Annotated in this window: 18 protein-coding genes and 1 tRNA gene; 4 read left to right on the top strand and 15 right to left on the bottom strand. The window is 62.6% G+C overall.

Annotated elements, in window-relative coordinates:
- Window positions 1–10: 10 nt before the first annotated feature.
- The 6 genes from tssH to AC0IYS_RS22160 all read right to left on the bottom strand — a co-directional run bounded on the left by tssH (window position 11) and on the right by AC0IYS_RS22160 (window position 6,347).
- A complete protein-coding gene (tssH, locus tag AC0IYS_RS22135; RefSeq protein ID WP_471707209.1) occupies window positions 11–2,635 on the bottom strand; it encodes a type VI secretion system ATPase TssH in 2,625 nt (874 codons plus the stop codon).
- Window positions 2,632–3,111: a type VI secretion system baseplate subunit TssE gene (gene tssE / locus AC0IYS_RS22140; RefSeq protein WP_471707210.1), complete on the bottom strand. Its 480-nt coding sequence runs from the start codon at window positions 3,109–3,111 to the stop codon at window positions 2,632–2,634. The genes tssH and tssE overlap by 4 nt, the downstream gene beginning before the upstream one ends.
- A gap of 91 nt (window positions 3,112–3,202) precedes the next feature.
- Window positions 3,203–3,694, bottom strand: coding sequence for an Hcp family type VI secretion system effector (locus AC0IYS_RS22145; RefSeq protein ID WP_471707211.1), 492 nt, complete (start codon window positions 3,692–3,694; stop codon window positions 3,203–3,205).
- Window positions 3,695–3,727: 33 nt separating this feature from the next.
- The gene (tssC, locus tag AC0IYS_RS22150) at window positions 3,728–5,215 is read right to left on the bottom strand and encodes a type VI secretion system contractile sheath large subunit (protein ID WP_471707212.1); all 1,488 of its coding nucleotides are present in this window, start codon (window positions 5,213–5,215) and stop codon (window positions 3,728–3,730) included.
- A 1-nt stretch (window position 5,216) separates the two neighbouring features.
- Window positions 5,217–5,726: a type VI secretion system contractile sheath small subunit gene (gene tssB, locus AC0IYS_RS22155; protein WP_471707213.1), complete on the bottom strand. Its 510-nt coding sequence runs from the start codon at window positions 5,724–5,726 to the stop codon at window positions 5,217–5,219.
- A 36-nt stretch (window positions 5,727–5,762) separates the two neighbouring features.
- Window positions 5,763–6,347, bottom strand: coding sequence for a tetratricopeptide repeat protein (locus tag AC0IYS_RS22160; RefSeq protein ID WP_471707214.1), 585 nt, complete (start codon window positions 6,345–6,347; stop codon window positions 5,763–5,765).
- 167 nt (window positions 6,348–6,514) lie between these two features.
- On the opposite strand from AC0IYS_RS22160, the gene tssJ reads away from it, so the two are divergent.
- From tssJ to AC0IYS_RS22175, 3 genes are read left to right on the top strand one after another with little or no spacing between them, the layout of a single operon-like run.
- Complete coding sequence (tssJ, locus tag AC0IYS_RS22165) at window positions 6,515–7,099, top strand: type VI secretion system lipoprotein TssJ (RefSeq protein ID WP_471707215.1); 585 nt, start codon at window positions 6,515–6,517, stop codon at window positions 7,097–7,099.
- 15 nt (window positions 7,100–7,114) lie between these two features.
- Window positions 7,115–8,473, top strand: a complete 1,359-nt coding sequence (gene tssK, locus AC0IYS_RS22170; RefSeq protein ID WP_471707216.1) for a type VI secretion system baseplate subunit TssK — start codon at window positions 7,115–7,117, stop codon at window positions 8,471–8,473.
- Complete coding sequence (locus AC0IYS_RS22175) at window positions 8,470–9,252, top strand: DotU family type IV/VI secretion system protein (RefSeq protein WP_471707217.1); 783 nt, start codon at window positions 8,470–8,472, stop codon at window positions 9,250–9,252. The genes tssK and AC0IYS_RS22175 overlap by 4 nt, the downstream gene beginning before the upstream one ends.
- Before the next feature lie 16 nt (window positions 9,253–9,268).
- Here AC0IYS_RS22175 and AC0IYS_RS22180 read toward each other — a convergent pair whose 3' ends face one another.
- The 4 genes from AC0IYS_RS22180 to AC0IYS_RS22195 form a co-directional block, all read right to left on the bottom strand.
- Window positions 9,269–10,057 carry an OmpA family protein gene (locus AC0IYS_RS22180; RefSeq protein ID WP_471707218.1) on the bottom strand — a complete coding sequence of 263 codons (789 nt, stop codon included), beginning with the start codon at window positions 10,055–10,057 and terminating at the stop codon, window positions 9,269–9,271.
- Window positions 10,058–10,096: 39 nt separating this feature from the next.
- Entirely contained in the window at window positions 10,097–11,065 is a 969-nt protein-coding gene (gene tagF / locus AC0IYS_RS22185; protein WP_471707219.1) for a type VI secretion system-associated protein TagF, read from the bottom strand.
- Window positions 11,062–14,823 (bottom strand): type VI secretion system membrane subunit TssM, encoded by a 3,762-nt coding sequence (tssM, locus tag AC0IYS_RS22190; protein ID WP_471707220.1) that lies wholly within the window; start codon window positions 14,821–14,823, stop codon window positions 11,062–11,064. The genes tagF and tssM overlap by 4 nt, the downstream gene beginning before the upstream one ends.
- A gap of 111 nt (window positions 14,824–14,934) precedes the next feature.
- Window positions 14,935–15,774, bottom strand: coding sequence for a M15 family metallopeptidase (locus AC0IYS_RS22195; protein WP_471707221.1), 840 nt, complete (start codon window positions 15,772–15,774; stop codon window positions 14,935–14,937).
- Between the two features lie 128 nt (window positions 15,775–15,902).
- On the opposite strand from AC0IYS_RS22195, the gene AC0IYS_RS22200 reads away from it, so the two are divergent.
- The gene (locus AC0IYS_RS22200) at window positions 15,903–16,817 is read left to right on the top strand and encodes a hypothetical protein (protein WP_471707222.1); all 915 of its coding nucleotides are present in this window, start codon (window positions 15,903–15,905) and stop codon (window positions 16,815–16,817) included.
- A 25-nt stretch (window positions 16,818–16,842) separates the two neighbouring features.
- On the opposite strand, the gene AC0IYS_RS22205 is transcribed toward AC0IYS_RS22200, so the two are convergent.
- The 5 genes from AC0IYS_RS22205 to AC0IYS_RS22225 form a co-directional block, all read right to left on the bottom strand.
- The gene (locus AC0IYS_RS22205) at window positions 16,843–17,307 is read right to left on the bottom strand and encodes an Hsp20/alpha crystallin family protein (protein ID WP_471707223.1); all 465 of its coding nucleotides are present in this window, start codon (window positions 17,305–17,307) and stop codon (window positions 16,843–16,845) included.
- Window positions 17,308–17,652: 345 nt separating this feature from the next.
- Window positions 17,653–18,069 carry a GIY-YIG nuclease family protein gene (locus tag AC0IYS_RS22210; protein WP_471707224.1) on the bottom strand — a complete coding sequence of 139 codons (417 nt, stop codon included), beginning with the start codon at window positions 18,067–18,069 and terminating at the stop codon, window positions 17,653–17,655.
- A complete protein-coding gene (locus tag AC0IYS_RS22215) occupies window positions 18,066–18,863 on the bottom strand; it encodes an endonuclease NucS domain-containing protein (RefSeq protein ID WP_471707225.1) in 798 nt (265 codons plus the stop codon). Before AC0IYS_RS22215 ends, AC0IYS_RS22210 begins: the two co-directional genes overlap by 4 nt.
- A 235-nt stretch (window positions 18,864–19,098) precedes the next feature.
- Window positions 19,099–19,174, bottom strand: a tRNA-Asn gene (locus AC0IYS_RS22220).
- 56 nt (window positions 19,175–19,230) lie between these two features.
- The gene (locus tag AC0IYS_RS22225) at window positions 19,231–21,420 is read right to left on the bottom strand and encodes a TonB-dependent receptor (RefSeq protein ID WP_471707226.1); all 2,190 of its coding nucleotides are present in this window, start codon (window positions 21,418–21,420) and stop codon (window positions 19,231–19,233) included.
- Between the last annotated feature and the right edge of the window lie 10 nt (window positions 21,421–21,430).

Genomic DNA, 21,430 nt, shown 5'->3' on the forward strand with positions numbered 1-21,430 from the left:
TGACTCCTTGCTATTTGATAGTGTATTTGAACTGGCCCTGCTTGCTGGCGCCGACCTTGATCCTGGCGATAGCCGCGCCCTGCGCCATTTTCTCGAGCACCGCCTCGGCGATCTCCGGCAGCAGGCTGCCGTTCAGGATATGGTCGACATTGCGGGCGCCGGAATCGACTTCCGTGCAGCGCGCCAGCACGGCTTCGACCAACGCATCGTCATAGCTGAACTCCGCGTGGTGCTGGTCGCGGATGCGCTGGCCGATGCGGTCCAGTTTCAGCCCGATGATGCGCACCAGTACCTGGTCCGGGATCGGGTAGTACGGCACCACCTTGAGCCGTCCCAGAAAGGCCGGCTTGAAGTGTTTGACGAGTTGTGGCCGCAGCAGCTGCTCCAGTTCATCCACGGTCGGCGGCGTTTCCTTGTTCAGGCATGCCTGCATCACAGCCGCCGAGCCGGCGTTCGACGTGGCGATGATGATGGTGTTGCGGAAGTCGATCTCGCGTCCCTCGGCATCGTCCATCACGCCCTTGTCGAAGACCTGGAAGAACAGTTCCGTGACATCCGGGTGGGCTTTTTCGATTTCGTCCAGCAGCACCACGCTGTACGGATTGCGGCGCACCGCCTCGGTCAGCACGCCGCCCTGTCCGTAGCCGACGTAGCCGGGCGGCGAGCCCTTGAGGCCCGAGACGCTGTGCGCCTCCTGGTATTCGCTCATGTTGATCGTCAGGAGCTTGCGCTCGCCGCCGTACAGCAGGTCGGCCAGCGCCAAAGCGGTTTCCGTCTTGCCGACGCCCGAGGGGCCTACGAACATGAACACTCCTTTGGGTTTGTTTGGGTCGTCCAGGTTGGCGCGCGCGGTGCGCACACGCTGCGCCACGGCGGCGATGGCGGCCGGCTGGCCGAGGATGCGGGCCTCCAGCGCGTCCTGCAGTTTGAGCACGGTGCGGATTTCATCCTTGACCATTTTCCCCAGCGGGATCCCGGTCCAGCCGGAGACGATGGCGGCGACGGTGGCGGCATCCACTTCCACCGGCACCATCGGCGTCTCGCCCTGCAGCGCCGCCAGCTGCTCCTTCAACGCGCCGATCTCGCCGGCGCCGTCGCCGCCGGTACGCAGACGCGCGATGGCGGCGACGATCGACTGCTCGCGCTGCCAACGATCGCCGTTCTTCGCGTGCTCCCCGGCCAGCGCCGCGCGGGTGTCGGTCAGCTTCTGCAGGCGCTGGCGACGCGCCGCATCGGCACTCTTCTCGCCGCCCTCTTCGCGCTGCAAGGCGTTGATCTCGGTGTCGATGCGCTCCATGCTCTTTGCCGCCGATTCCAGCAGCGCGGGCGTACCGCTTTGCCCCAGCGCGACGCGGGCGCAGGCCGTATCGAGCACGCTGACGGCCTTGTCGGGCAGCTGGCGGCCGCTGATATAGCGATGCGACAGCCTCACCGCCTCGGTCACGGCTTCGTCACGAATGCGGATGCCGAAGTGCTTTTCCATCAGTGGCGTCATCGCGCGCAGCATGGCGCTGGCGATTTCCTCGCTCGGCTCCTCGACCTTGACGACCTGGAAGCGCCGCGCCAGCGCGGCATCCTTCTCGAAGTATTTTTTGTATTCGCTCCAGGTGGTGGCGGCGATGGTGCGCAACTCGCCCCGCGCCAGGGCCGGTTTCAGGAGATTGGCGGCGTCGTTCTGTCCGGCCGCGCCGCCGGCGCCGATCATCGTGTGCGCCTCGTCGATGAACAGGATGATGCCGTGCGGGCTTTGCTTGACTTCGTCGATGACGTTCTTCAGGCGGTTTTCAAATTCGCCCTTGACGCTGGCGCCGGCCTGCAGCAGGCCCATGTCCAGCGTACGTATCTCCACGCCGCGCAGCACGGCCGGCACGTCGCCGGCGGCGATGCGCAGGGCCAGGCCTTCCACCACCGCCGTCTTGCCGACGCCGGCTTCGCCGGTGAGAATGGGATTGTTCTGGCGGCGGCGCAGCAGGATGTCGATCATCTGGCGTACTTCAGTCTCGCGACCTATCACCGGATCCAGCTTGCCCTCGCTCGCGACGCGCGTCAGGCTTGTGGTGTACTGGTCGAGGGCCGGCGTGCGGGGAGCGTTCGGACTCGCGGCATCGGCTTCCGCCGCAAGCGCCTCGCCGCCGGCCATCGAGGCGACGGTCGTTTCCTCCTGCGAGCCACTGGTATATTTATCCAGCCGATGTTTGACTTCATCGATCGGAATCCGGGCAAACGCCGGGGAGGCGCGGTGCGCGATCTGCGCCAGTTCCGGGTCGGTCAACAGCGCGACCAGCAGGTGCGCGCTGCGGATACCATGCGGCTGCGGCGCCGCCAGGGAGGCGATCAGCCAAGCGTTTTCCAGCAACAGCGGCAGATGGTGCGAAAACACCGGCGTGCGCGTGCTGCCGGTCTTGAACTGGCTGACCTCATGATGCAGGTCCGCCTCCAGTGTATCGATGCCGACGCCGCACTGGCGAGCGATCAGCACCACATCGCAGCGTTCCTGCTCGAGCAGAGCCAGGAACAGGTGCTCGACCTCCACTTCATACTGGCCAAGCGCCACGCAGATGCTGGCCGCGCGTGTCGCGGCAAGGCGCGTGGTGTCATTCAGCTTTCCGATCAGGGTTTTGAGATTCAGATTCATGTCCAGGCTCCGCGGGCGCTGCGGTTGATCGAGTAATGCAGGGATGAGGGTTGAAGCACCGCGTCGAAGTTGACCGACTCTGTCAACGGCAGCCCTGCCAGCGTAGCGCTGATGGCGAAGCTGACGCGGTTGATGGAGCCGTTTTCGCGCTCCAGCCATGCCTGCACATTGCGCAGGCGCGGTTCGTGACGTTCGATCGCCGTCTTCAGCGCGGCGCAAATGCGGGCGCGATCCTCGCTACTGCTAAGGCACATGCCGGCGAAGTCGATCAACCCGTAGTTGACGATGGAGCCGGCACACTCCGGGTATGCTTCCAATAACTCGTCGGACATCGCGCAACGCGTGTTGAGCAAGTCTTCCAGGTCGCGCGCGACGGAGTCCTTCAGTTGTTCCAGCGTCAGGTCATCGCCCGCGCGCGAGTTGGCGCCTTGCTCGCCCAGCAGACGGTCAAGCAGGCCTGGTGTAAAACCATTCATCGGATGCCCTCATAAAAAAAGCCAGGCCAGGCCGGCCTGGCCCAAAAAAGCGCGCCGCCGCAACGCGAAACGACGGGCGCCGGGGGGATCGTCAGACGATGCGGTTGCTGGCCAAATCCCAGCCGCCGGAGGTGTTGCCGCCGGCGCCGCCGGTGATTTTTTGCTGCGTATAACGCCACTTGATCTTGGAGAATTTCAGCGCCACTTCCTCGGTCAGGATGTCACCCTCGTGCACCGCCGGCGAGACGGCGCCGATCAACACATTTTCGATTTCGATCTCGAAGTACTTAACGCGTTCGCCCTGGGCGTCCGCCCGCATGAATTCCATCCGGGCCTTCGGAATGGTGCGGCCGGCGGAACAGGTCTGCAGCAGGATCGGCGAGGACAGGTCGGCCAGTTTGGAAAAAACGATATCGCGGTGTTCGCAGCGCTCGGCCGTGTGGCCGCCACCGGTGGACGCGGTGGCCGATTTCGGCTGGTCGACGCCGAAAGTCACCGATTTACATTCGATCCAATCCTTGTGGCGGTCGTCGGTCGACTCGCCTTTGATGCCTTCAATTTGAAGATAGACGTCGATTGCCATTGCATGCTCCAGTCTGAGGTTGTGGTGAAAAAATTAGCTATTGGTCGACTGCGGAAGCTCCGCGACCAGTCGGAGGGAAACGGACAGCTCGTCGAGCTGGAAATGCGGGCGCAGGAAGGACACGGCGCGGTACACGCCGGGACGCCCCGCCACCTCGTGCACCTGGACCGACGCCTCGCGCAACGGGAACTGCGCCTTTTGTTCCTGGCTGGCGTTGTCGTCCAACAGCACGTAGCGCATCAGCCAGCGGTTGAGGAAATCCTCGACGTTCGACGCGGAGGCGAAGCTGCCGACTTTGTCGCGCATCATGGCTTTCATGTAATGGGCGATGCGCGACACGGCGAAGATGTACTGCAGCTGCGACGACAACACGGCGTTGGCGTTGGCCGCCTCCGAGCTGTATTTCTTCGCCTTCTGCGCCGACTGGGCGCCAAAGAAGGCGGCGTAGGAGGTGTTCTTGCAGTGCACAAGCGAGATGAATCCGAGGTCGCTCAATTCCTTCTCGCGCCGGTCGGTGATGGCCACCTCGGTCGGACACTTGAGCGCCACCTCGCCATCGTCGGTTTTGAAGGTATGCGTGGGCAGGTCGTCGACCAAGCCGCCACCCTCGACGCCGCGTATCGCAGCGCACCAGCCAAAATCGTCGAAAGCCTTGGTCAGCTTGGCCCCGAAGGCATAGGCGGCGTTACACCAGAGGTACTTCTGGTGATCGGTGCCATCCACTTCCTCGACGAAGTTGAAGCCCTCGACCGTGGTGCCGTCGACCGGATTGAAGGGCAGGCGTCCCAGGAAGCGCGGCAACGCCAGGCCGACGTAGCGTGAGTCCTCCGATTCGCGGAAGGCCTTCCACTTGGCGTATTCCACGGTATCGAACACCTTGGACAGGTCGCGCGGTTTGCCCAGATCGCCATAGGTCTCCAACCCGAACAACTCGGGTGCGGCGGAGGCGATGAACGGCGCGTGCGACGCCGCCGCCACGTGCGACATCTGCTCGACGAAGTACATGTCTTCGGGCTGGCGCGAGATTTCGAAGTCGCCCAGCAGCGCCGCGTAGGGCGCGCCGCCGAAGGTGCCGAATTCCTCTTCGTAGACCTTCTTGAACATCGAGCTCTGGTCGAATTCCAGCGCGGACTGGAAATCCTTGACCAATTCCCTTTTGGTGGCGTTGAGCATGCGGATTTTCAGGCCCTGGCCGGTATTGGAATTCTGGACCAGGTAATGCAGGCCGGTCCAGCTTTGTTCAAGCTTCTGGAACGCCGGCGCGTGCATGATGGCGCTCAACTGGCTGGAGATCAGCCGGTCGATTTCCGCGACGCGCGCATCGATCGTCGCCGACAGGTTGTTCGACATGATCACCGTTCCGTCCAGGACCTGGCTGACCAGTTCCGAGATGATGTCCTTGGCGCGCGCGTGTTCCACCGTCGACTTGGCGACCTTGCTCTGCTCGACGATCTGGTCCAGCAGGTTGACGTCTTCGGTCGTGACGGCGCCTTCCTGCAGTGGATTGATTTGTGCCGACATGTCAGTCTCCCTTCGCCGGCTTGGCCGATTTTAGCTTGGCCAACTTGTCGGTGCTGCTCAGGACCTCGCTCAGGATGTCCTCCAGCTTGTCGTTGCCGGCCAGTTTGTTGCGCAGGTCCGCAAGCTTGCCGCGCGCTTCAAGCAGGCGACTGAGCGGTTCGACCTGGCGCACCACGGCTTCGGGCCGGAAGTCCGACATCGCCTTGAAGTGCAGTTCCACATTGAAGCTGGTGTCGTCGCCGGCCAGCTGGTTCGGCACCTTGAAGCGCGCGACCGGCTCGACGCCGCTCAGCACTTCGTCGAAGTTGTCACTGTCGATGCCGACGAACTTGCGGTCCTTCAGGCGCTTCTTCTCCACTTCCGAGTTGCCGCCGAAATCGCCGACCACGCCGACCACGAACGGTAGCTCCTTGTTTTCCATCGCATCGCCGATCTCCACGTCATACGTCATCTGCACACGTGGTGGCCGCACTTTGGCCAGTCGCTTTTGGACACTGTCACCATTTGCCATACGAACTCCATCAAAAAAGGGAACGAGGAAAGCGGCTTACTTCAAGCCGCCGAAAGGATCGCTGCTGTTGGTCTGGCTGCCGGTCTTGGCGGGCGCCGTGACGGTGGCCTTCTTCGGTGGAGCGGGTTTGCGCGTCGCCGCCGACGACGGCACCAGAACGTCCTCGCCCAGGCTGCCGCGCAGCAGTTTTGCCAGTTCCTGCGCCTCCGAACGCAGCGAGCCATTCAAATTGTTTTGCCGGCTCAGGTCCGACAGCGCCTTGGTCGACAGACGCAGGCCGCTGACGGCGACGATGCTGTTGCCAAGTTTGTCGTTCGGATCGCGCTGCAGCGCCTCCAGCGCGTTGGTGATCGCCTCGCCATAGCTGGCGCGGTCGAATTTGATTTGCGCCATATGCAGCCAGGGCGCCTTGTCGGCGGGGTAGTTGGTGGCGGCGGCTTTCAGGATGCCCTGAGCCTTGTCGCTTTCGCCGGCGGTCAGCGCGGCGCCGGCGTCGGTCAGCGCCTGCTCCAGCGTGGACGCCTGCGGCTTTTTGGTGCGGACCATGTCGCCGTCGGTCGCGCAGCCGGACAACAGGATCAGACTCGCCACGCAGGGCAACCATGTTCTTGCGATGTTCATCAATCTCTCCTTGTTTGCGAAACCAGATACGAGAGAGCCATTATTCATGAACGGTGGTAGCGGTAGTTGCGTCTAATCAATTATTCATCCCCTTCCAAATTACTTGCGCCGCCGCAAGTTCAATCCCTGCCGCTTTCGTTCTAATGCATGGATCGTCTGGAGAAAACATGAACGGAACAACTATGATCGTGATAGCGGGACTGCTTGCGCTACAAGGCTGCGCGGCCGGCTCCATCGCCGGCGCGGCGCTGCAAATCGCCGGCGTCCAAAAGCCGCTGGAGCTGCCCGACGCGCAAAAGCCGCCGCGCAATGTGGCGATCCGGCTTCACGCGGCGCCGAACCTCAACGCCGGCAAGGGCGTGCAGCCGATGGCGCTGGCGACGCGGATTTACAAGCTGCGCCAGACCGCCGCCTTCCAGCAAATGAACTTCAACGCGTTCCTCAACGCGCAAACCGAACGCGAACTACTCGGCAACGATCTGCTGGAGGTCAAAGAAGTGATGCTGATTCCCGGCCAGCGTTATGAGGTCGTCGAAAAGGTCACGCGGGAAGCGTATTTCATCGGCGTCGTCGCCCTGTTCCAGGCGCCGGCCGAGGGGCGCTGGCGCCTCTCGTTCGCCGCAGCCGATGCCGAAAAGGCCGGCATCACCGTTGGTTTGCACGCGTGCGCGATGAGCCTCGGCGCGGGCGCGCTTGCAACGACGGCCGTCAATGAAACCGGCAAGCCTCTGGCGGCAGTGCGCTGCCAATAACCTGAAGGAGTCAACATGAGCATTCCATCCAAGGTCCTGTGGGGCGAAGGCGTGTTTCTGCGCCCACAGCACTTCCAGCAACAGGACCAGTATCACGAGGCGCGCCTGCACCAGACTGCGCGGGCGCTGCATCCCTACCTGTGGGGCGTGCGCCGCATCGAGTGGGATCACGACGCGTTAAAGGCCGATCGCCTGCGCCTGCAAGCGCTGTCCATCATCTTCCAGGATGGCGAAATCGTCGACGCGCCGTCGAGCGAACCGCTGCCGGTGGCGATCGACCTGTCCTCCCTGCCGCCAAACCTGCAGGAAGTGACCTGGTACGCCGCCCTGCCCGCGCTGGCGCCGGGTGGCGGCAACGCAGCGCCGAACGGTCCGCAAAAGGATGAACAGCATGCCGCGGCCCGTTATCGCCAAACGACTAGCGAAACGCCGGACCTGTACACGCGCGCAGTCAGCGCGGAGGTCAGCTATCTGAAAAAATCGGTGCGCCTGGTGTCCGACCAGGAGCCGCTCGGCGCCTATGACTGCGTGCCGGTGATACGGCTGCGCCGCCTGGTCACCGGCGGTTTCGAACCCGATCCTGCGTTTATCCCGCCAGGCCTGTCGATCGCCAGTACCCCCGCGCTGAAGGCGATGCTGGACCGCCTGATGGACGCCTTGCAGGCCAAGGTGCAGTCCTTGCAAGGACATATGCGCGAGCCCAGCCGCAACGTCATCGAATTCCGTTCCGGCGACGTCTCGTCGTTCTGGCTGCTGCATACGGTCAGCACTTCGGCCGCGTCGTTGATGCACTACGTGCGCAATCCCGAGCTGCATCCGGAGCGGCTGTTCGAGTCGCTGCTCGCGCTGGCCGGCGCGCTGATGACCTACTCCAAACAGTACTCGCTGGTCCACCTGCCCTGCTACCGTCATGACGACATGGCGTCGTGCTTCTCAGGTCTCGACGACATCATCCGCGATCTGCTCGACACCGTGATCTCGACCAAATACTTCTCCATCGCGCTGTCGGAAGAAAAGCCGAGCTACCACCTGGGCAAGCTCGATTCAGGAAAAATCGACCAGCGCACCACGCTGTACCTGGCCGTCAGCGCCTCGCTGTCGGCGCTGGAACTGGTGGAGATCGTGCCGCTGCGCGTCAAGGCCGGCGCGCCGGACGACGTCGAGAAATGCGTGCTGACGGCCATGCCGGGGGTGAAAATCACCCACGCGCCGCAGGTGCCGGCGGCGATTCCGGTTCAACCGGATACCTACTACTTTGCGCTGGAAAGCAAAGGCATGCTGTATGAGCAAATGCTCAAGGCGCAGTCGATCTCGATCTACGTACCGAGCGGCATACGTGACCTGCGCATCAACCTGATCGCGGTGACAGCATGACGCCCCAAGTCGAACGCCGCGCGATCCCGACGCTGATGGGCGGCCAGCGCCGGCAGATCCAGCCGGGCTACGGCCACGTGCAAACCCTGCTCGATCTGCTGCAGGAAGGTTTCTACCTGCTGTTCATGCTGAAGAACGGCAGCACGCCCCCCGGCGAGGCAGCCTTCCTCGACACCATCACCGCCTACCTGGCGGAATTCGACAGCGAGGCCCGCAAGCTGCGCGCGCAAGGCGAGGATATCGACGACGCCAAGTACGCGTTCTGCGCCGCGCTCGACGAAATCATCCTGGGTTCGCAGTTCCCGATGCGCTTCGCGTGGGAGCGCCGTCCGCTGCAACTGGTGATCTTCGGCGACCAGCTGGCCGGCGAACACTTCTTCGACCGGCTGGAAGCGTTGCGCAGCACCGGCGGCGCCAGGCTGCCGGCGCTGCAGGTGTTCCATATGTGTTTGCTGATCGGTTTTCGCGGCAAGTACGCGCTCGACGCCGGCGACAAGCTGGCCTACATGACCGCGCGGCTCGGCGACGAGATCGCGCACATCCAGGGCAAGAGCAAGGGCTTCGCGCCGCAGGCGGAGCGGCCGGACCAAATCGTCAACAAGCTGCGCAGCAATACACCGTTGTGGGCCCTGTGCGCGCTGTTCTCGGTGATCGGCCTGGGGGCGTATATCGGGTTGAAGTCTTCGCTGTCGCACGACACGCAAAACACGCTGGCCGGCTACGCGGACCTGGTCAAGCTGGCGCCAAGGCCGGCATATGTGACGATCACGCTGCCCTGAGGGGCAGCGTTTTTTTTTACTGCGCGATGCGGAATTCGATACGACGGTTGCGCGCGCGGCCGTCGGCGCTGCTGTTCTCTGCCACCGGGCGATCCGGCCCCTGCCCCGACACCATCACCATCTCCTGACTGATACCCCTGTCGGCCAGATAGCTGCGCACCGCCTGCGCGCGGGCGTGGCTCAAGGCCAGGTTGCTGTCGCGCAGGCCGACATTGTCGGTGTGCCCGATCACTTCCACCTTCTTGCCTTTTACCTTTTGCATCGCCGCCGCCATCTCGTCCAGGATGTCTTTTCCGGACTCGGTCAGCGTCGCCTTGCCGCTCTCGAACTCGATGATGCGCTTGGCCAGCGTCTGATCCAGCAGGTTCTGTTCCGCCGCGCTCACACGCAGGCCGTTGTTGACGGTGTAGCTGGGATTGAGGCTGGTGGCGAAGTCGCTGGCGATCTGCTGGCGCTGCGCCTCGTTGGCGACTTCGCCGCGCAAGGTGACGTTGGTGCCGTCGATCTTGATTTCGCCCTTGGTGATCAACTTCAGATTGGGGCCGATCAGTTTTTGCACATACCCGTTCCAGTTGGGCGGCAGCGACACCGGTGCGATCGACAACTGGTCGACCACGCGCTCGGGGCCATACAGCTCACGCACGCGGGCAAGCATGGCCGCCTTGCTGGCCTCGTCCGGTACCGAGCCGCTGACCAGCACCTGGCCGGGTTTGGGTGTCGCCGGCGCAGGGGTCTGCGCCGCACAGTAGATCGATGTCGATAACAATGCCGGCATCACCGCCGGCCAGATGGTCCGCTGGCGCATCGAAAAGCTCCTCTTTGTGTGGAATCGAAGTGAAAGAAATCAGACGAAAGTCTCGTGGAACAGCGCCTGGACGGACCGCAGCGACAACTGGCCCTGCTCCAGATAAGCGGACAGCTTTTGCACCCGCGCGTCGCTGGCGATCAATTCATCGACCCAGCCGGAATAATCGAAGTTGATCTGCTGGTCGGCGGCGCACGCCGGATCGATGATGGCCTGCAGCGCTTCGGGAGCGGCGCCGCCAAAGCCGATCACCAGCGATGGCTGCTCGCGGATATCGGCCATGAACACACATAGTTCGAAATCCGCCTGGTGCAGGAACGGTGCGATCAAATCAAGCCAGAACGCGGCCACCAGATGGCGTTGACGGGCCGACTGCGGCAACGGCAGCGCTAAGCTCTTTTCCAGCCGGGCCTCGGCGCTGCGCCGGACCGGCTGCAGCAGCAGCCCGATGGCCAATATCATCCGGCGCGCCGAATCGCGAGCCAGCATCGCTTCCAGGCTGGCGACGTTGTGGCGGTCGAGGAAATCGACGAACGCGATTTCGTGTTCGGCGGCGGCGGGTTCGATATCGAAGGTGGTGGCCGCGAGGACCTGCAGCGCGGGATCGGGATCGGCCGCATCCAGCACATCGGCGGCCAGTTGTTCCAGCTCATTCCACAGCGGCGCCAGAACCACGGGGCTCAGCGCAAGGAAGGTGCGCGGCGATTCGATCTCGATGGCCGTCATGCTCAAGAACGGGTAGCGCCGCTGAGAGGCGTCGCTGCTGGCCGCCAGATGGCCGGCGATCGCGCGCCGGCTGCGCGTGCCGACAAAGGCGAACTGCAACGGGCGCATGGCGTCGTAGTTGATCTTCCAGCGCGGATCGGCGCTCAACAGATTCATCACCTCCGCCAGCCAGCCGTCAAGCAGATTGGCCAGCGCCAGATTGTTGGTCGCCTTGATAAAGTCGCCCCGGGACGGGAGCTTGCCGAAATAGCCGATACGTACATTCTGCGGAAGACGTTTCATTGTAGTGCTCCAGTGGCCGCGATAGCGGGTGCTGCGGGGGCGGCTGGGGCGCCGACGATGGTTTCGGGCAGCCGCATGCCACGGAAGCCCTGCGCCTGCGGCGCGCTGTCGTTATCTTTGACGTCCGGACTGCTGATGATCTTCAAGCCCATGGCCACGGTGATGGCGCCGCTGGTCCAGCGCAGCTCGAACACGCCGCCTTCGCGCTTTTGCTTGGCCGCCGCGTCGATCATACGTTTAAGGCCAAACTGCCCCGGCTCGTTGAGCACTTCGACGCTGCGGCCGTCGAACGATACCGCCGTGATGCGCGCACCGGAGACGCCCTGGGTGCTGGGGTGGACCATATTGGTCCATTGCGCCGGGGTGTTGCGGTAGCGGATCTGCTGGCCGTCGATATCAACCGTGTATTCCAGGGTGCCCGGCGCCGGCATCGGCTGGAGCTGGAACACGGTTTGCGCCGCGGCCGAAGATGCAGCCACGCCGCCGGCGCCGATCGGTGCGATCCACCCGGGGAAGCGCGCCACCGTCTGCGGGCCCAGCTTGATGCCCATATCGGCCCAGGTACGCGGCGCCAGCACGTCGCCCCGGCGCAGTACCAAGGGTCCCATCGCGGTGGTGGCGAATTTGGCGATCAATCCTTCGGGGCCGAAGAACTGTGCGATTTCCGTGCTGGCAGCTTCGATCCGGGCGTTGGGCGAGAACGGGTATTTGTTGGCCAGCGATTGCTGGAACGGCTCGTAGACCTGCGCCAGCCAGGTCTTGTTGATCTCCGCTTCGACAGGCACGATCAGCACCGCGAAAGTCTGCATCAGCGGCCGCACCAGGATGGGACGGATCGCCTGTTTCTGCGAGTCGCTCATCCCGGTCAGCATTTGCTCGTCGACGTAGCGCAGCGCGTCTGCCAGCTCCGAACCCGTGCCTTCGAGCGTCTGCTGCATGAACTGGCGCGCGCCGGGACCGGGATCGCCCTGGTTCTTCAACTGATTCAGACGGCTGCGCAACTTGGACAAGGTGTCCATATAGGCGCGCATCAGCGACGCATCCTTGTCCTTGGCGGCGACCAGCTTGCCGACGCCGGCGAACTCGCGGCCGATGGGGCCCATCGGCCTGTCGACGCGGGTCTGGTCCATCTGCAGATTGACGTTGATCTGCGACGGCCCGCGCCGCATCACGGTGTTCTTGAGCCAGTTGACGAAGCCCGACTGCGCCTCTTTCAACTCGGTGCTCATCACCGCCGGATTGTCCCACGACGTTTGCTGGTAGATGGTGGTGAGCAGCTTCGATATCGGCGACGACTGCGGATCGCCCAAGCGGTTCATGGCGACGACGGCGGCGTCGAAACCATTCAGATTGGCGATGGTGACGCCCTGCACGAATTTCTGCCATTCGCGCGCGTAGTCGGCCTTGTACAAATCGGTGAGGCCCTTCTCGATTTGTTCCGGGCTGCCTTCCAGCGTCAGATCGTCGCGCGCGGCGGTCTTCAATACCCAGTCGGCGCTTTGCAGCTCGCGCGTGGCCGCCTCGCGGAAGGCGCCCTGCACATACTTCTCCCATGCCTCACGGGTGTAGGCGCCGGCAATCGCATGACTGCCGGTGACCAGTGCCTGATCCTGCTCGCCGACCATGCGCGCCACCGTCATCGCCGGGAAGCGGGTGTTGGCGCGGGCACGGATGTCGGCGTAGACGCGTTCCCGCGCCGGCATGCCGCGCACCACGCGCTTCAGATTCTCACGCGCCTGGTCGATCAGCGCCAGCTTGGGCTCCACGCGGGGCCACGACGGATCGGCGATCTGCGCCAGGTAGAAGGTCATCAGCCGTTCGGCGCTGTGGATCATCTGCTCGCGCGGCATCGCGCCACGGTGGTTTTCGAGCCACACGCGCCAGTGGCGGGTCAACTGGTCGTTCAGATGGCTGGGTTCCGCATGCGATTTATCGACCAGCATCAGATAGCTTTTCAGCGCGTTGTAAGCGTCTTCCACGTTGGCGGCGGAGGCTTGCTGAAACTGGCGGCTGGCCAGGGCCACAGGAGCGGCGGCTTCGCCCACCGGCTGCGCGGCGACGGCTCCCGGCGCCTGCAATTCGTCGGCGCGGGTGTTCATCTCGGACAGCAGCGTCTCCAGGTTGGCGACGACCGGCTTGATCATCACCTCCCGCGCACCGGAGAAGTACTCCTCGCGCAGCTTCTGCTCCAGCAGCCCGCCCTGGTAAAGGCCCATGCGCAGCGACCATGGCCGCTCGTCGCGGTACTTGTCAAGTTGTTCGATGCGGTCCTGCAGTATCTCCAGCGCCTCGAGCCGCGACTGCAAATCGAGCCGCTTGTCCTGCAGCTTGATCACCTTATCCAGATCGGCCTGCACATTGCTGACCAACTGGCGATTGCCCAGATAGGACCAGCTCCACCCGCCCAGCGACGCGCCCAGTAGCAGCACCGCGCCGAAGAAAGCGGCGTACGTCCGCCGCACCTTATGCTTGCTGGCGTACTGCGACACCAGGTCCTTGTCGGCGAAGATCACCTTGCGAAATAGATTCTGCAGGAAGAAGCCCGATTGCCCCGCTCCGGCGACGGCCTGCGCATCCGGCACCGACAGCGCGAAGCGCTTGGCGACCCTGTGCGACTGCTCGCTGACAGGCATGCCCTCCTGCAGCGCGCTGGTGAAGTAATAGCCGCGAAACACGGGTTTGAACTGGAATGGATTTTCCTCGAACAGCGTGGCGAGAAACGCCCGCAGCGGCGTCCTGATCGTCGCGAACTCCAACGGAAAGGTGAACACGCCGGGCTCCATGCGCTCGCGCCGCTGCTGGCTCATATTGGCCAGGCTAAGCTCCTTCAAACCGTCGCACAGCTCCGGGAAGCTCTGGTCGAAAAACGCCATCAACTGCTGGCTGGTCGCGTTGCGCTTGTAGGGCATGGTCGCGCCCCACACGCGCTCGCGCTCCGAGCGTTCGGCCTTGGCGAAGAATTCGTCGAAGCCGGCGATCAGATCGGCCTTGGTGAACACCACGTACACCGGCGCAAAGACTTCCAGCCGCTCGATCAAGTCCTGCACCCGCTTGCGCAAACTGAGCGCGAGCTTGATGCCGGCCTCCGGATCATCGCCGCGCAGTTCCGCGATGCTGACGGCGATCAGGATGCCGTTGATCGGCGCGCGGCGGCGGTACTTCTTCAGCAGATCGAGAAAGCCGAACCACTCGGCGCGGTGTTCGTCCATGACCGAGTAGCGGCCGGCCGTATCGAGCAGGATGCCGTCCGGCGTGAAGAACCAGTCGCAGTTGCGGGTGCCGCCAACGCCCTGCACCACCTTGCCGTCGGCGAAAGGAAACTGCAGGCCGGAGTTGGTGATCGCCGTGCTTTTGCCTGCGGCCGGATTCCCGATGATCATGTACCAAGGCAGTTCGTACAAGGCGCGCGTGCCGGAGACGATGCCCAACTTGGAACCCTTGATCGTCTCGATGGCCTTCAGCAGGCTCTCGCGGATGGCCTTGACCTCGGCGCCCGCCTGGTCTTTCGGCGCCTCCTCGGTCGCGGCCCTGGTGCCGATGGCGTCGGCCAGCTTTTCCGACTCCCGCCTGGCGCGCGACCATCGCCACAGCCAGACCAGGCCCGCCAGCGCCAGCATCACGGCGGTCGCGCCCAGCGCCCAGATCAGCGCAAGCTCCAGCACTTGTGCGCCTAAATAGAATATCGCCGCCATCGCGGCCAAACCAAAAATCGTCAGGTGACGGGTATCGGTCAGGAAGTGCCAAATTTTTCGCATCATGGTTCGGTCGGGGTTTGGACGACTGCGCTTGAAAGGAAGGCGGACCCATCAATGTTGCCACCAATCATGTTTCGAATGCTTGAGCGGGCACAATGAACGCCGCGCCCTGTTTTATTTGCGCACAATGCCGGGGACGCGCAGCTCCGTGTGGCCGAAATCCATCATCGTCCAGCGTCCACCCCAGGTCAGGCCAACCGATTCGGCCGCCTCGCCGTACAGCCGGTAGCCGCGCATCGCCCACGGATCTTTTTCCGATATGACCAGCTTGCCGTCGCGCAGGAACGCGCAGTCGGCCGCCAGCCCAAACTGGTGATAGCTCTGGAAAGCCTTGGCGTTGGTGACATTGGACCCGGCCGCCGCCAGCGAGTTCTGCCGCTCCGGGCTGCGGTAGCCTTCCAGAATCGCCATGTCGTAACCGTGGCGCTCCTTCATGATCCGAAACACCAGCAGCATGCGGCGGGAAAAGTCCGGGTCGAGCAATTGCCAGTTGCGGTTGGCGCTGTCGAGCATGGGCCGCACCAAGGTCACCTCGGCCGTCGTGAATGTCACGGGCGGCAACGGCGCCGGCGTCACCAGTTGCTCGCCTTTCAGCAGATCGGCCACCTGGTCATTGGCGACATGGGCGCCGCCGTCATAACCGCCCAGCATGTCCCGCCCACTGAGCATCAGCGCCAGCAACGGCGGCACCGTCATCAGCACGGACGCAGCCAGTATCAGCGGATAGCGCCGTTGCACGAACCGCAATGCGCTGCCGGCGCCGCCGCGCGCGCCGCGTCCCAGCGCCGACGCCTGTTGCGTGCCTTGCTGATAGTCGCGCCGCAAGCGCTGCTCGAGACGGCGCCCGATCGCGCTGGCCGACTGCGCCATCAGGTCGCGTCCCGCCGGAAACAGCAACAGCCAGGCGCCAACACAGGCGAACACGAAAAACATCAACACAGAAAAGAGAAACATGGTGCGCTCCGTCAAAGCAAGGTCGGGCCGCTGGATGGACACTGGCAAGCGACCGGGTCACTAACGTTTCATCGTAGGCCCGATCGGCGATCGACGTGAAAGACCAGATCAAATTCGAAGGGAATATTGTGGACACATCGAAACGAAAACCGGACTTGATGGGAACGCCGGGCGGTCAGACGGATAGCGCCAAGCGCATCCTCGCGCATCTGGAACACGGTGCGCGGCTGCCCGCGTCCAAGCCGGCGCGCGCCGCCAGCTGGGCGATCGACGGTTGGACTGTGGGCTTGGGCTTGCTGCTGCTGGCAATGTGCGGCATCGCATGGCTGATGCATGAGAAAAGCGCGCCAGCGGGCGGTTTCAAGGCAAGCTATAGCAGCACGCGCGCGTTGTCGGGGCTTGAGCGGAGTGGCCACAATATACAGGCGCGCACGCGGTTGGAAAGCGCCCACGTGGACCCTGGGGAAGTGATCGTCGATCCGGCGGAACTGCCGGCGGCGATCGTGAACGAGCCAGCGCCGCGACAGGCGCAAAATAGAAATGAAACGCAAGCAATCGCGGCGACAACGACGGCGTCGCGCGAGCTCGGGCCGACGGCCTACACGCTGTCCGCCGCCGCAGCCGGCACGCCAACGACCGGGCCGGCGACCTTGACCGCCGAAACGGCGCGTGTCGCCTCGGTCGGCGTCGCCTACCCAAGGTCGGCCAGCGCCATCAGCAAATACAACAGCAGCGCCAGCAGCGCCAGCGCAGCGACTCCGCGCGTCACGCCGGCCGTTGCGGCATCACGCGGCAAGGCGGCGGCGCCCGCCAACGACACAGATGTCGCACTGCTCACCGCGCTCGTTGCGCACGCGGGCACGCCCGCCGCCGTCGCACCGGAACGCAGCCGCGACATCGTTGAACGCCGCGAGGGCGACAGCACGGCGGACCTGCTGGCGCGCTGCAAGCAGCTCGGACTGATCGAAGGCATGCTGTGCCGCTCGCGCATCTGCTCCGGGCGCTGGGAATCGGACGCCACCTGCCGCGCGCCGGCAAATTGATTCCGGCCGGGGGTTATTTAATCTGTTATTGAATCGTCAGCTGTTTGCCGCCGGTGCCGACTTTTTTCGGCAGGGTCAACGTCAACACGCCGTTCTCATAACGCGCACCGGCCTGGTCGTCATCGACTTCCTGCGGCAACGTAAAGCTGCGGTGCACCTGGCCGTAGTAGCGTTCGTTGCGCAAAGTGCCGCCGCTGCCGGTGCCACCGGCACCGCCACCGTCAGCGCTCTTCTCCTCTTTAATTTCCGCCGTCAGCGAGACCTGGTTACCGTTGATCGCGACCTTGATGTCCTCCTTTTGCACGCCGGGAATTTCGGCCTTGACGGTGTATTCCTTCTCCGTCTCGGTCACATCCATGCGCATACGCGGGGTCTGCTCCTGACGCCACACCGGCGGCGAAAAGTCACGGAACAACTCATCCATATCGCGGAAGGGATCGAAGCGGGCGATGTCGCGGAACGGATCGAGACGCATCAGACTGTTAGCCATAATATCCTCCTGTGGATAGCGGTTGAACAAGCCAATATGATAGGAAGCGATCCGGCGCCGCGTTTGATCTGCGTCAAATGAAAAAACCAAAGGTCCATTGCAGGGATCCAATACTGAAGCGGTGCAGCTGCTGCCTTGGCATCCGTTGCGACGATTTAATGCGAGTTAGGGGCTTAGCGAACCCTGTGGCCTGAGCTCGGCTCAACCATCATCTTCGCCGCGCTGGAAAAACTCCCCCGCTCTATAGGGCCAGCTGCTGTTCCGCAAGTAGTGGCAGGTCGGCCTGGCGTTAATCACGGTGAACTTCGCCATTCACAGTTCCCCGCGTGTAGTCTGGGCTGTGAACTAACCAACTTTAGATTTCGGCGGATATTCGAGATGTTCGATTACGTATTTTTTAAAGAGTTCTCGCTCCAACAGCTCTGGGGTTGCGGAGGTCAAATACCCAATCCTTATGGGGCCGAAAATGTCCACAATATGCTCGTAGAACCTGCCACTTCTGCCCGAGGCAAGCTTACCGGCGTATCGAAAATACCGCTTATAAAGGGAGCCGTTGGTTTTGCCGATGTACAGTACCCTTGATTCACCTTTCACTCTTGGCACGGGGCGCTCCGACAAGAAAAAATAGACTACGCCCGTAGCACCTCGCGCACTGTCGGAACTGAAGAGTGCTTGAAACTCTGCGCCTATATTTTCTAACTTCCCGCTGATCTCTCCCGGCAGATAATGTAAATCTGTTTCCCGCAATCCGTAAAAATTCATCGCGCAGTGCCCAATAGGTCCAGAGTCTGAATCTTTTTCACTGCGACGGAAAGTTGGTACTCGTACAGCTCGACATCCTGAATACTCGCGCAGGCAAGGCGCAGGTCTTCAGACATTGTTCGACAGATGATAATGCCCCTGACACGTTGACCGGGGCCCGCAAGATTCTGGCGTACCCAGTTCACGTAGCGAAGCAATTGTCCCACAACGCGGTCATAGCCTTTAGAAACCTTGAGCTCGAGAACGACCAATGCGCCGCTCTTGTCGACTGCCAGAATATCGATCCGTCGCCCGCCTGCCTCGAATTCTATGCCGCTGATCCCATCTTCCTCATACAGCTTAAGTCCCGGCTCAATACATTCCAAATTTTCGGCCAAGTAACGCTGAAGATCTCGCTCCAGCAAGAACTCGGAAGAGCCGGGCTGAGCGTCTGTACTTTCACTTTCCTCACTTACATCTGCAAGCTCTTCTTCAATGGCGACATCACCTTTGACCAACTCCCGGATCGGCGCGGGATCGCTGGCTTGCTCATACAATCTAAATTGACCTGATGCCACTCTGAACAAAACGTCGTCGCTCTCATTCGTCGATGGATGGTGAAGGCGGCTGGGATCATTCGTTGCAGCTTGAACTAGATGTGCACGGATACTGCTTGGTTGAAGTTTTGGGTAGTGCTGACCAAACCATTCAATAGCGCGAGTCGTGGTGAAGACTTGCCCCGGCTGCAAGCCCAAATCCTTAACCATATCTTTAAGGAGGCTCCGAGTTGGTTTGTCATAAATGGTTTTTGCCATGCTAGCCTCGCGTAAGGGGGGAAATCAAATGCACTACTCCTAAGAGCGGAGGGAATCTTATCCCATATGCTTTGAAGGTACGCAAATTACCATTTATGGCCCGGCTCGCCGAGACCAGATTACTGGAGGCGCCAGTGCCGGCGGCCTCACCACGGCCCACTAAACGCAAATAAACAGCCCCGGAAACGCAAAAACCCAGCCGGTTAGGGCTGGGTTCTTGAGACACTAAAAATTCTGGCTCCCCGACCTGGACTCGAACCAGGGACCTGCGGATTAACAGTCCGTCGCTCTACCAACTGAGCTATCAGGGAAAAGAGGCCGCATTATATACGGCCAATTTCTAGCTGTCTAGGCTAGCGGGCAAAAATCAGAAACCGCCCTTGAACTGCACGCCAAACTGACGCGGCTCGTTCACCATGCCGGTCAGGTTGTTGAAGTCGATGGCGCCGATGATGCGCTGGGTGTCGGTGATGTTGCGCGCGAAAGCGGCCACTTCGTACTTGCCGCCATCCCAGTTGTAGCCCACGCGCAGCCCGCCTTCAACCATCGACTTGCCGGTGAATTCCTTGGCTTCGTACAGGAAGAAGTTGATCTTGCTGCGATACGACCAATCGGTCAGCACGAACAGGTTGCCGTTCTCCAGCGCCCAGTTGTAGCGCGCGGTCGCGTTCAAGATGTACTTCGGCGCCTGCGGCAGCGGGTTGCCGTTGATGTCGACGCGGCCGGCCGCGTTGAGCGGATCGGTCACGGTGCACGAACCGCACTTGGCCACGGACAGGCTCGGGTCCTTGATCTTGGTGAAGTTGTACGAACCGCCAGCCGAGACCTTGAACGCCGGCGTGATGAACGCCTCGAAGTCCGCTTCGACGCCGCGACCGTCGGTCTTGGCAGCGTTGATCAGGCGGGTGACGTTGGAGTTACCACCGACCACGGTCAGCTGCTGGTTCTTCACTTCGTAGTTGTAGACGCTGAACGAGGCGCGCGCGCGGCGGTTGAACAGGTCGGCCTTGACGCCGGCTTCATACGAGGTGATGGTTTCTGCATCGGCCACGGTGATCGGCACCGATGCCGAGGCGGCGGCGATACTCGGCGCGCGGAAGCCGGTGGCCACTCGGGCGTAGGTGCTCACGTCCGGGTTGACCTTGTACGTCAGGCTCAGATCCCAGCTGGCTTTGCTCTTGCTCTCATCGACCGATTGCGGGCCGGCCAGCACCACGTTCTGGGCTTCCACAGTGTAGAAGTCCTTCTTGTCGTTGGTGTAGCGCAGGCCGCCGCGCAGGATCAGATCCTGGGCCAGGTCGTACGTCACCGAGCCGAACACGGCCGCGGCCTTGTTGGTCTGATGGCTGGCCAGGTGAGACGTTTGCGCGCCCGTGGTGCTGTTGTAGTTGTTGCTGTAGCCGTCAGCGCTTTCCTTGAAGTAGTAGACGCCGGTCTGCCAGTTCAGCGGGCCCGCGTTCTTCGATTCGACGCGGAATTCCTGGCTGTACTGGTGCAGGCCGCTCAGCCCGCCACCGGTTTCGACCTGGAACGGAATGAAGCCAGGGCCGGCCGGCGTGCCGCCGTCGATGTCGCCACGGCTGTAGTACTTGTCCACGCCTTCGTAGCCGGTGATCGAGAACAGCTTGACCGAACCCAAGTCCCAGGTCAGGCGGGCGTTGGCGCCGTTGGTGCTCAGCTCCTGGGCGTTCTGGCCGTTGGTGCTGATCTGGTTGAAGCTGTAGCCATCGGCGAAGTCGTTGGTGCCCTTCTTGATGATGTTGGCGCGGAACAGGCGCGCGCTGCCGGTGGTCGAACGCGCGTGCACGTTGAACAGGGCGTTGAAGGTGGTGCTCGGGCTGTACAGGAACTGCACGCGCTCGGCGTGTTCGTTGTAGCCTTCCAGCGAATCTTTGGCGCCGGTGAAGGTGTTGTCGACGAAGTCGTCGCGGTGCTGGCGCAAGGTCGATACGCGCATCGCCCACTCGCTCGACAGCGGCACGTTGGCGGCCGCTTCGAGGTTGACGGTGTTGTGCGAGGCCCACGACAGGCTGTAGTAGCCCTCGACCTGTTTCAGGTTCGGGCGGGCCGATTCAAACTTGACCACGCCGGCCGGGGTGTTGCGGCCGAACAGGGTGCCTTGCGGGCCGCGCAGCACTTCCACGCCGGCCATGTCGAACATCGGGAAACCTTTGAGGATGCCGTTTTCCTGCACCACGTCGTCATACACCAGCGACACGGGCTGCGAGGCGAAGGTGCTGAAGTCGGTGTTGCCGTAGCCGCGGATGTAGAAGCGCGGGAAGGTACGGCCGTTCGACGATTCGACGTTGAGCGATGCCACTTTGCCTGCCAGCAGGCGGATGTCCTGGCCGCCGGACAGCAGCACGTCGAGCTTCTCGTCCTTCAGCAGGGTGACCGATACCGGCACATCCTTGATGTTCTCGGCGCGGCGCTGGGCCGTCACGACAACGGTTTCCAGTTGCGCGTCGGGCGCGACGCTTTGGGCGAAGGCGGAACCGATAGGCATAACGGCGCTCAACGCCAGCAGGCGCTTGTGCATCTTAGACAATTTGATCATTCAATTTCCC

The organism is Duganella sp. AC237 (assembly GCF_979254035.1).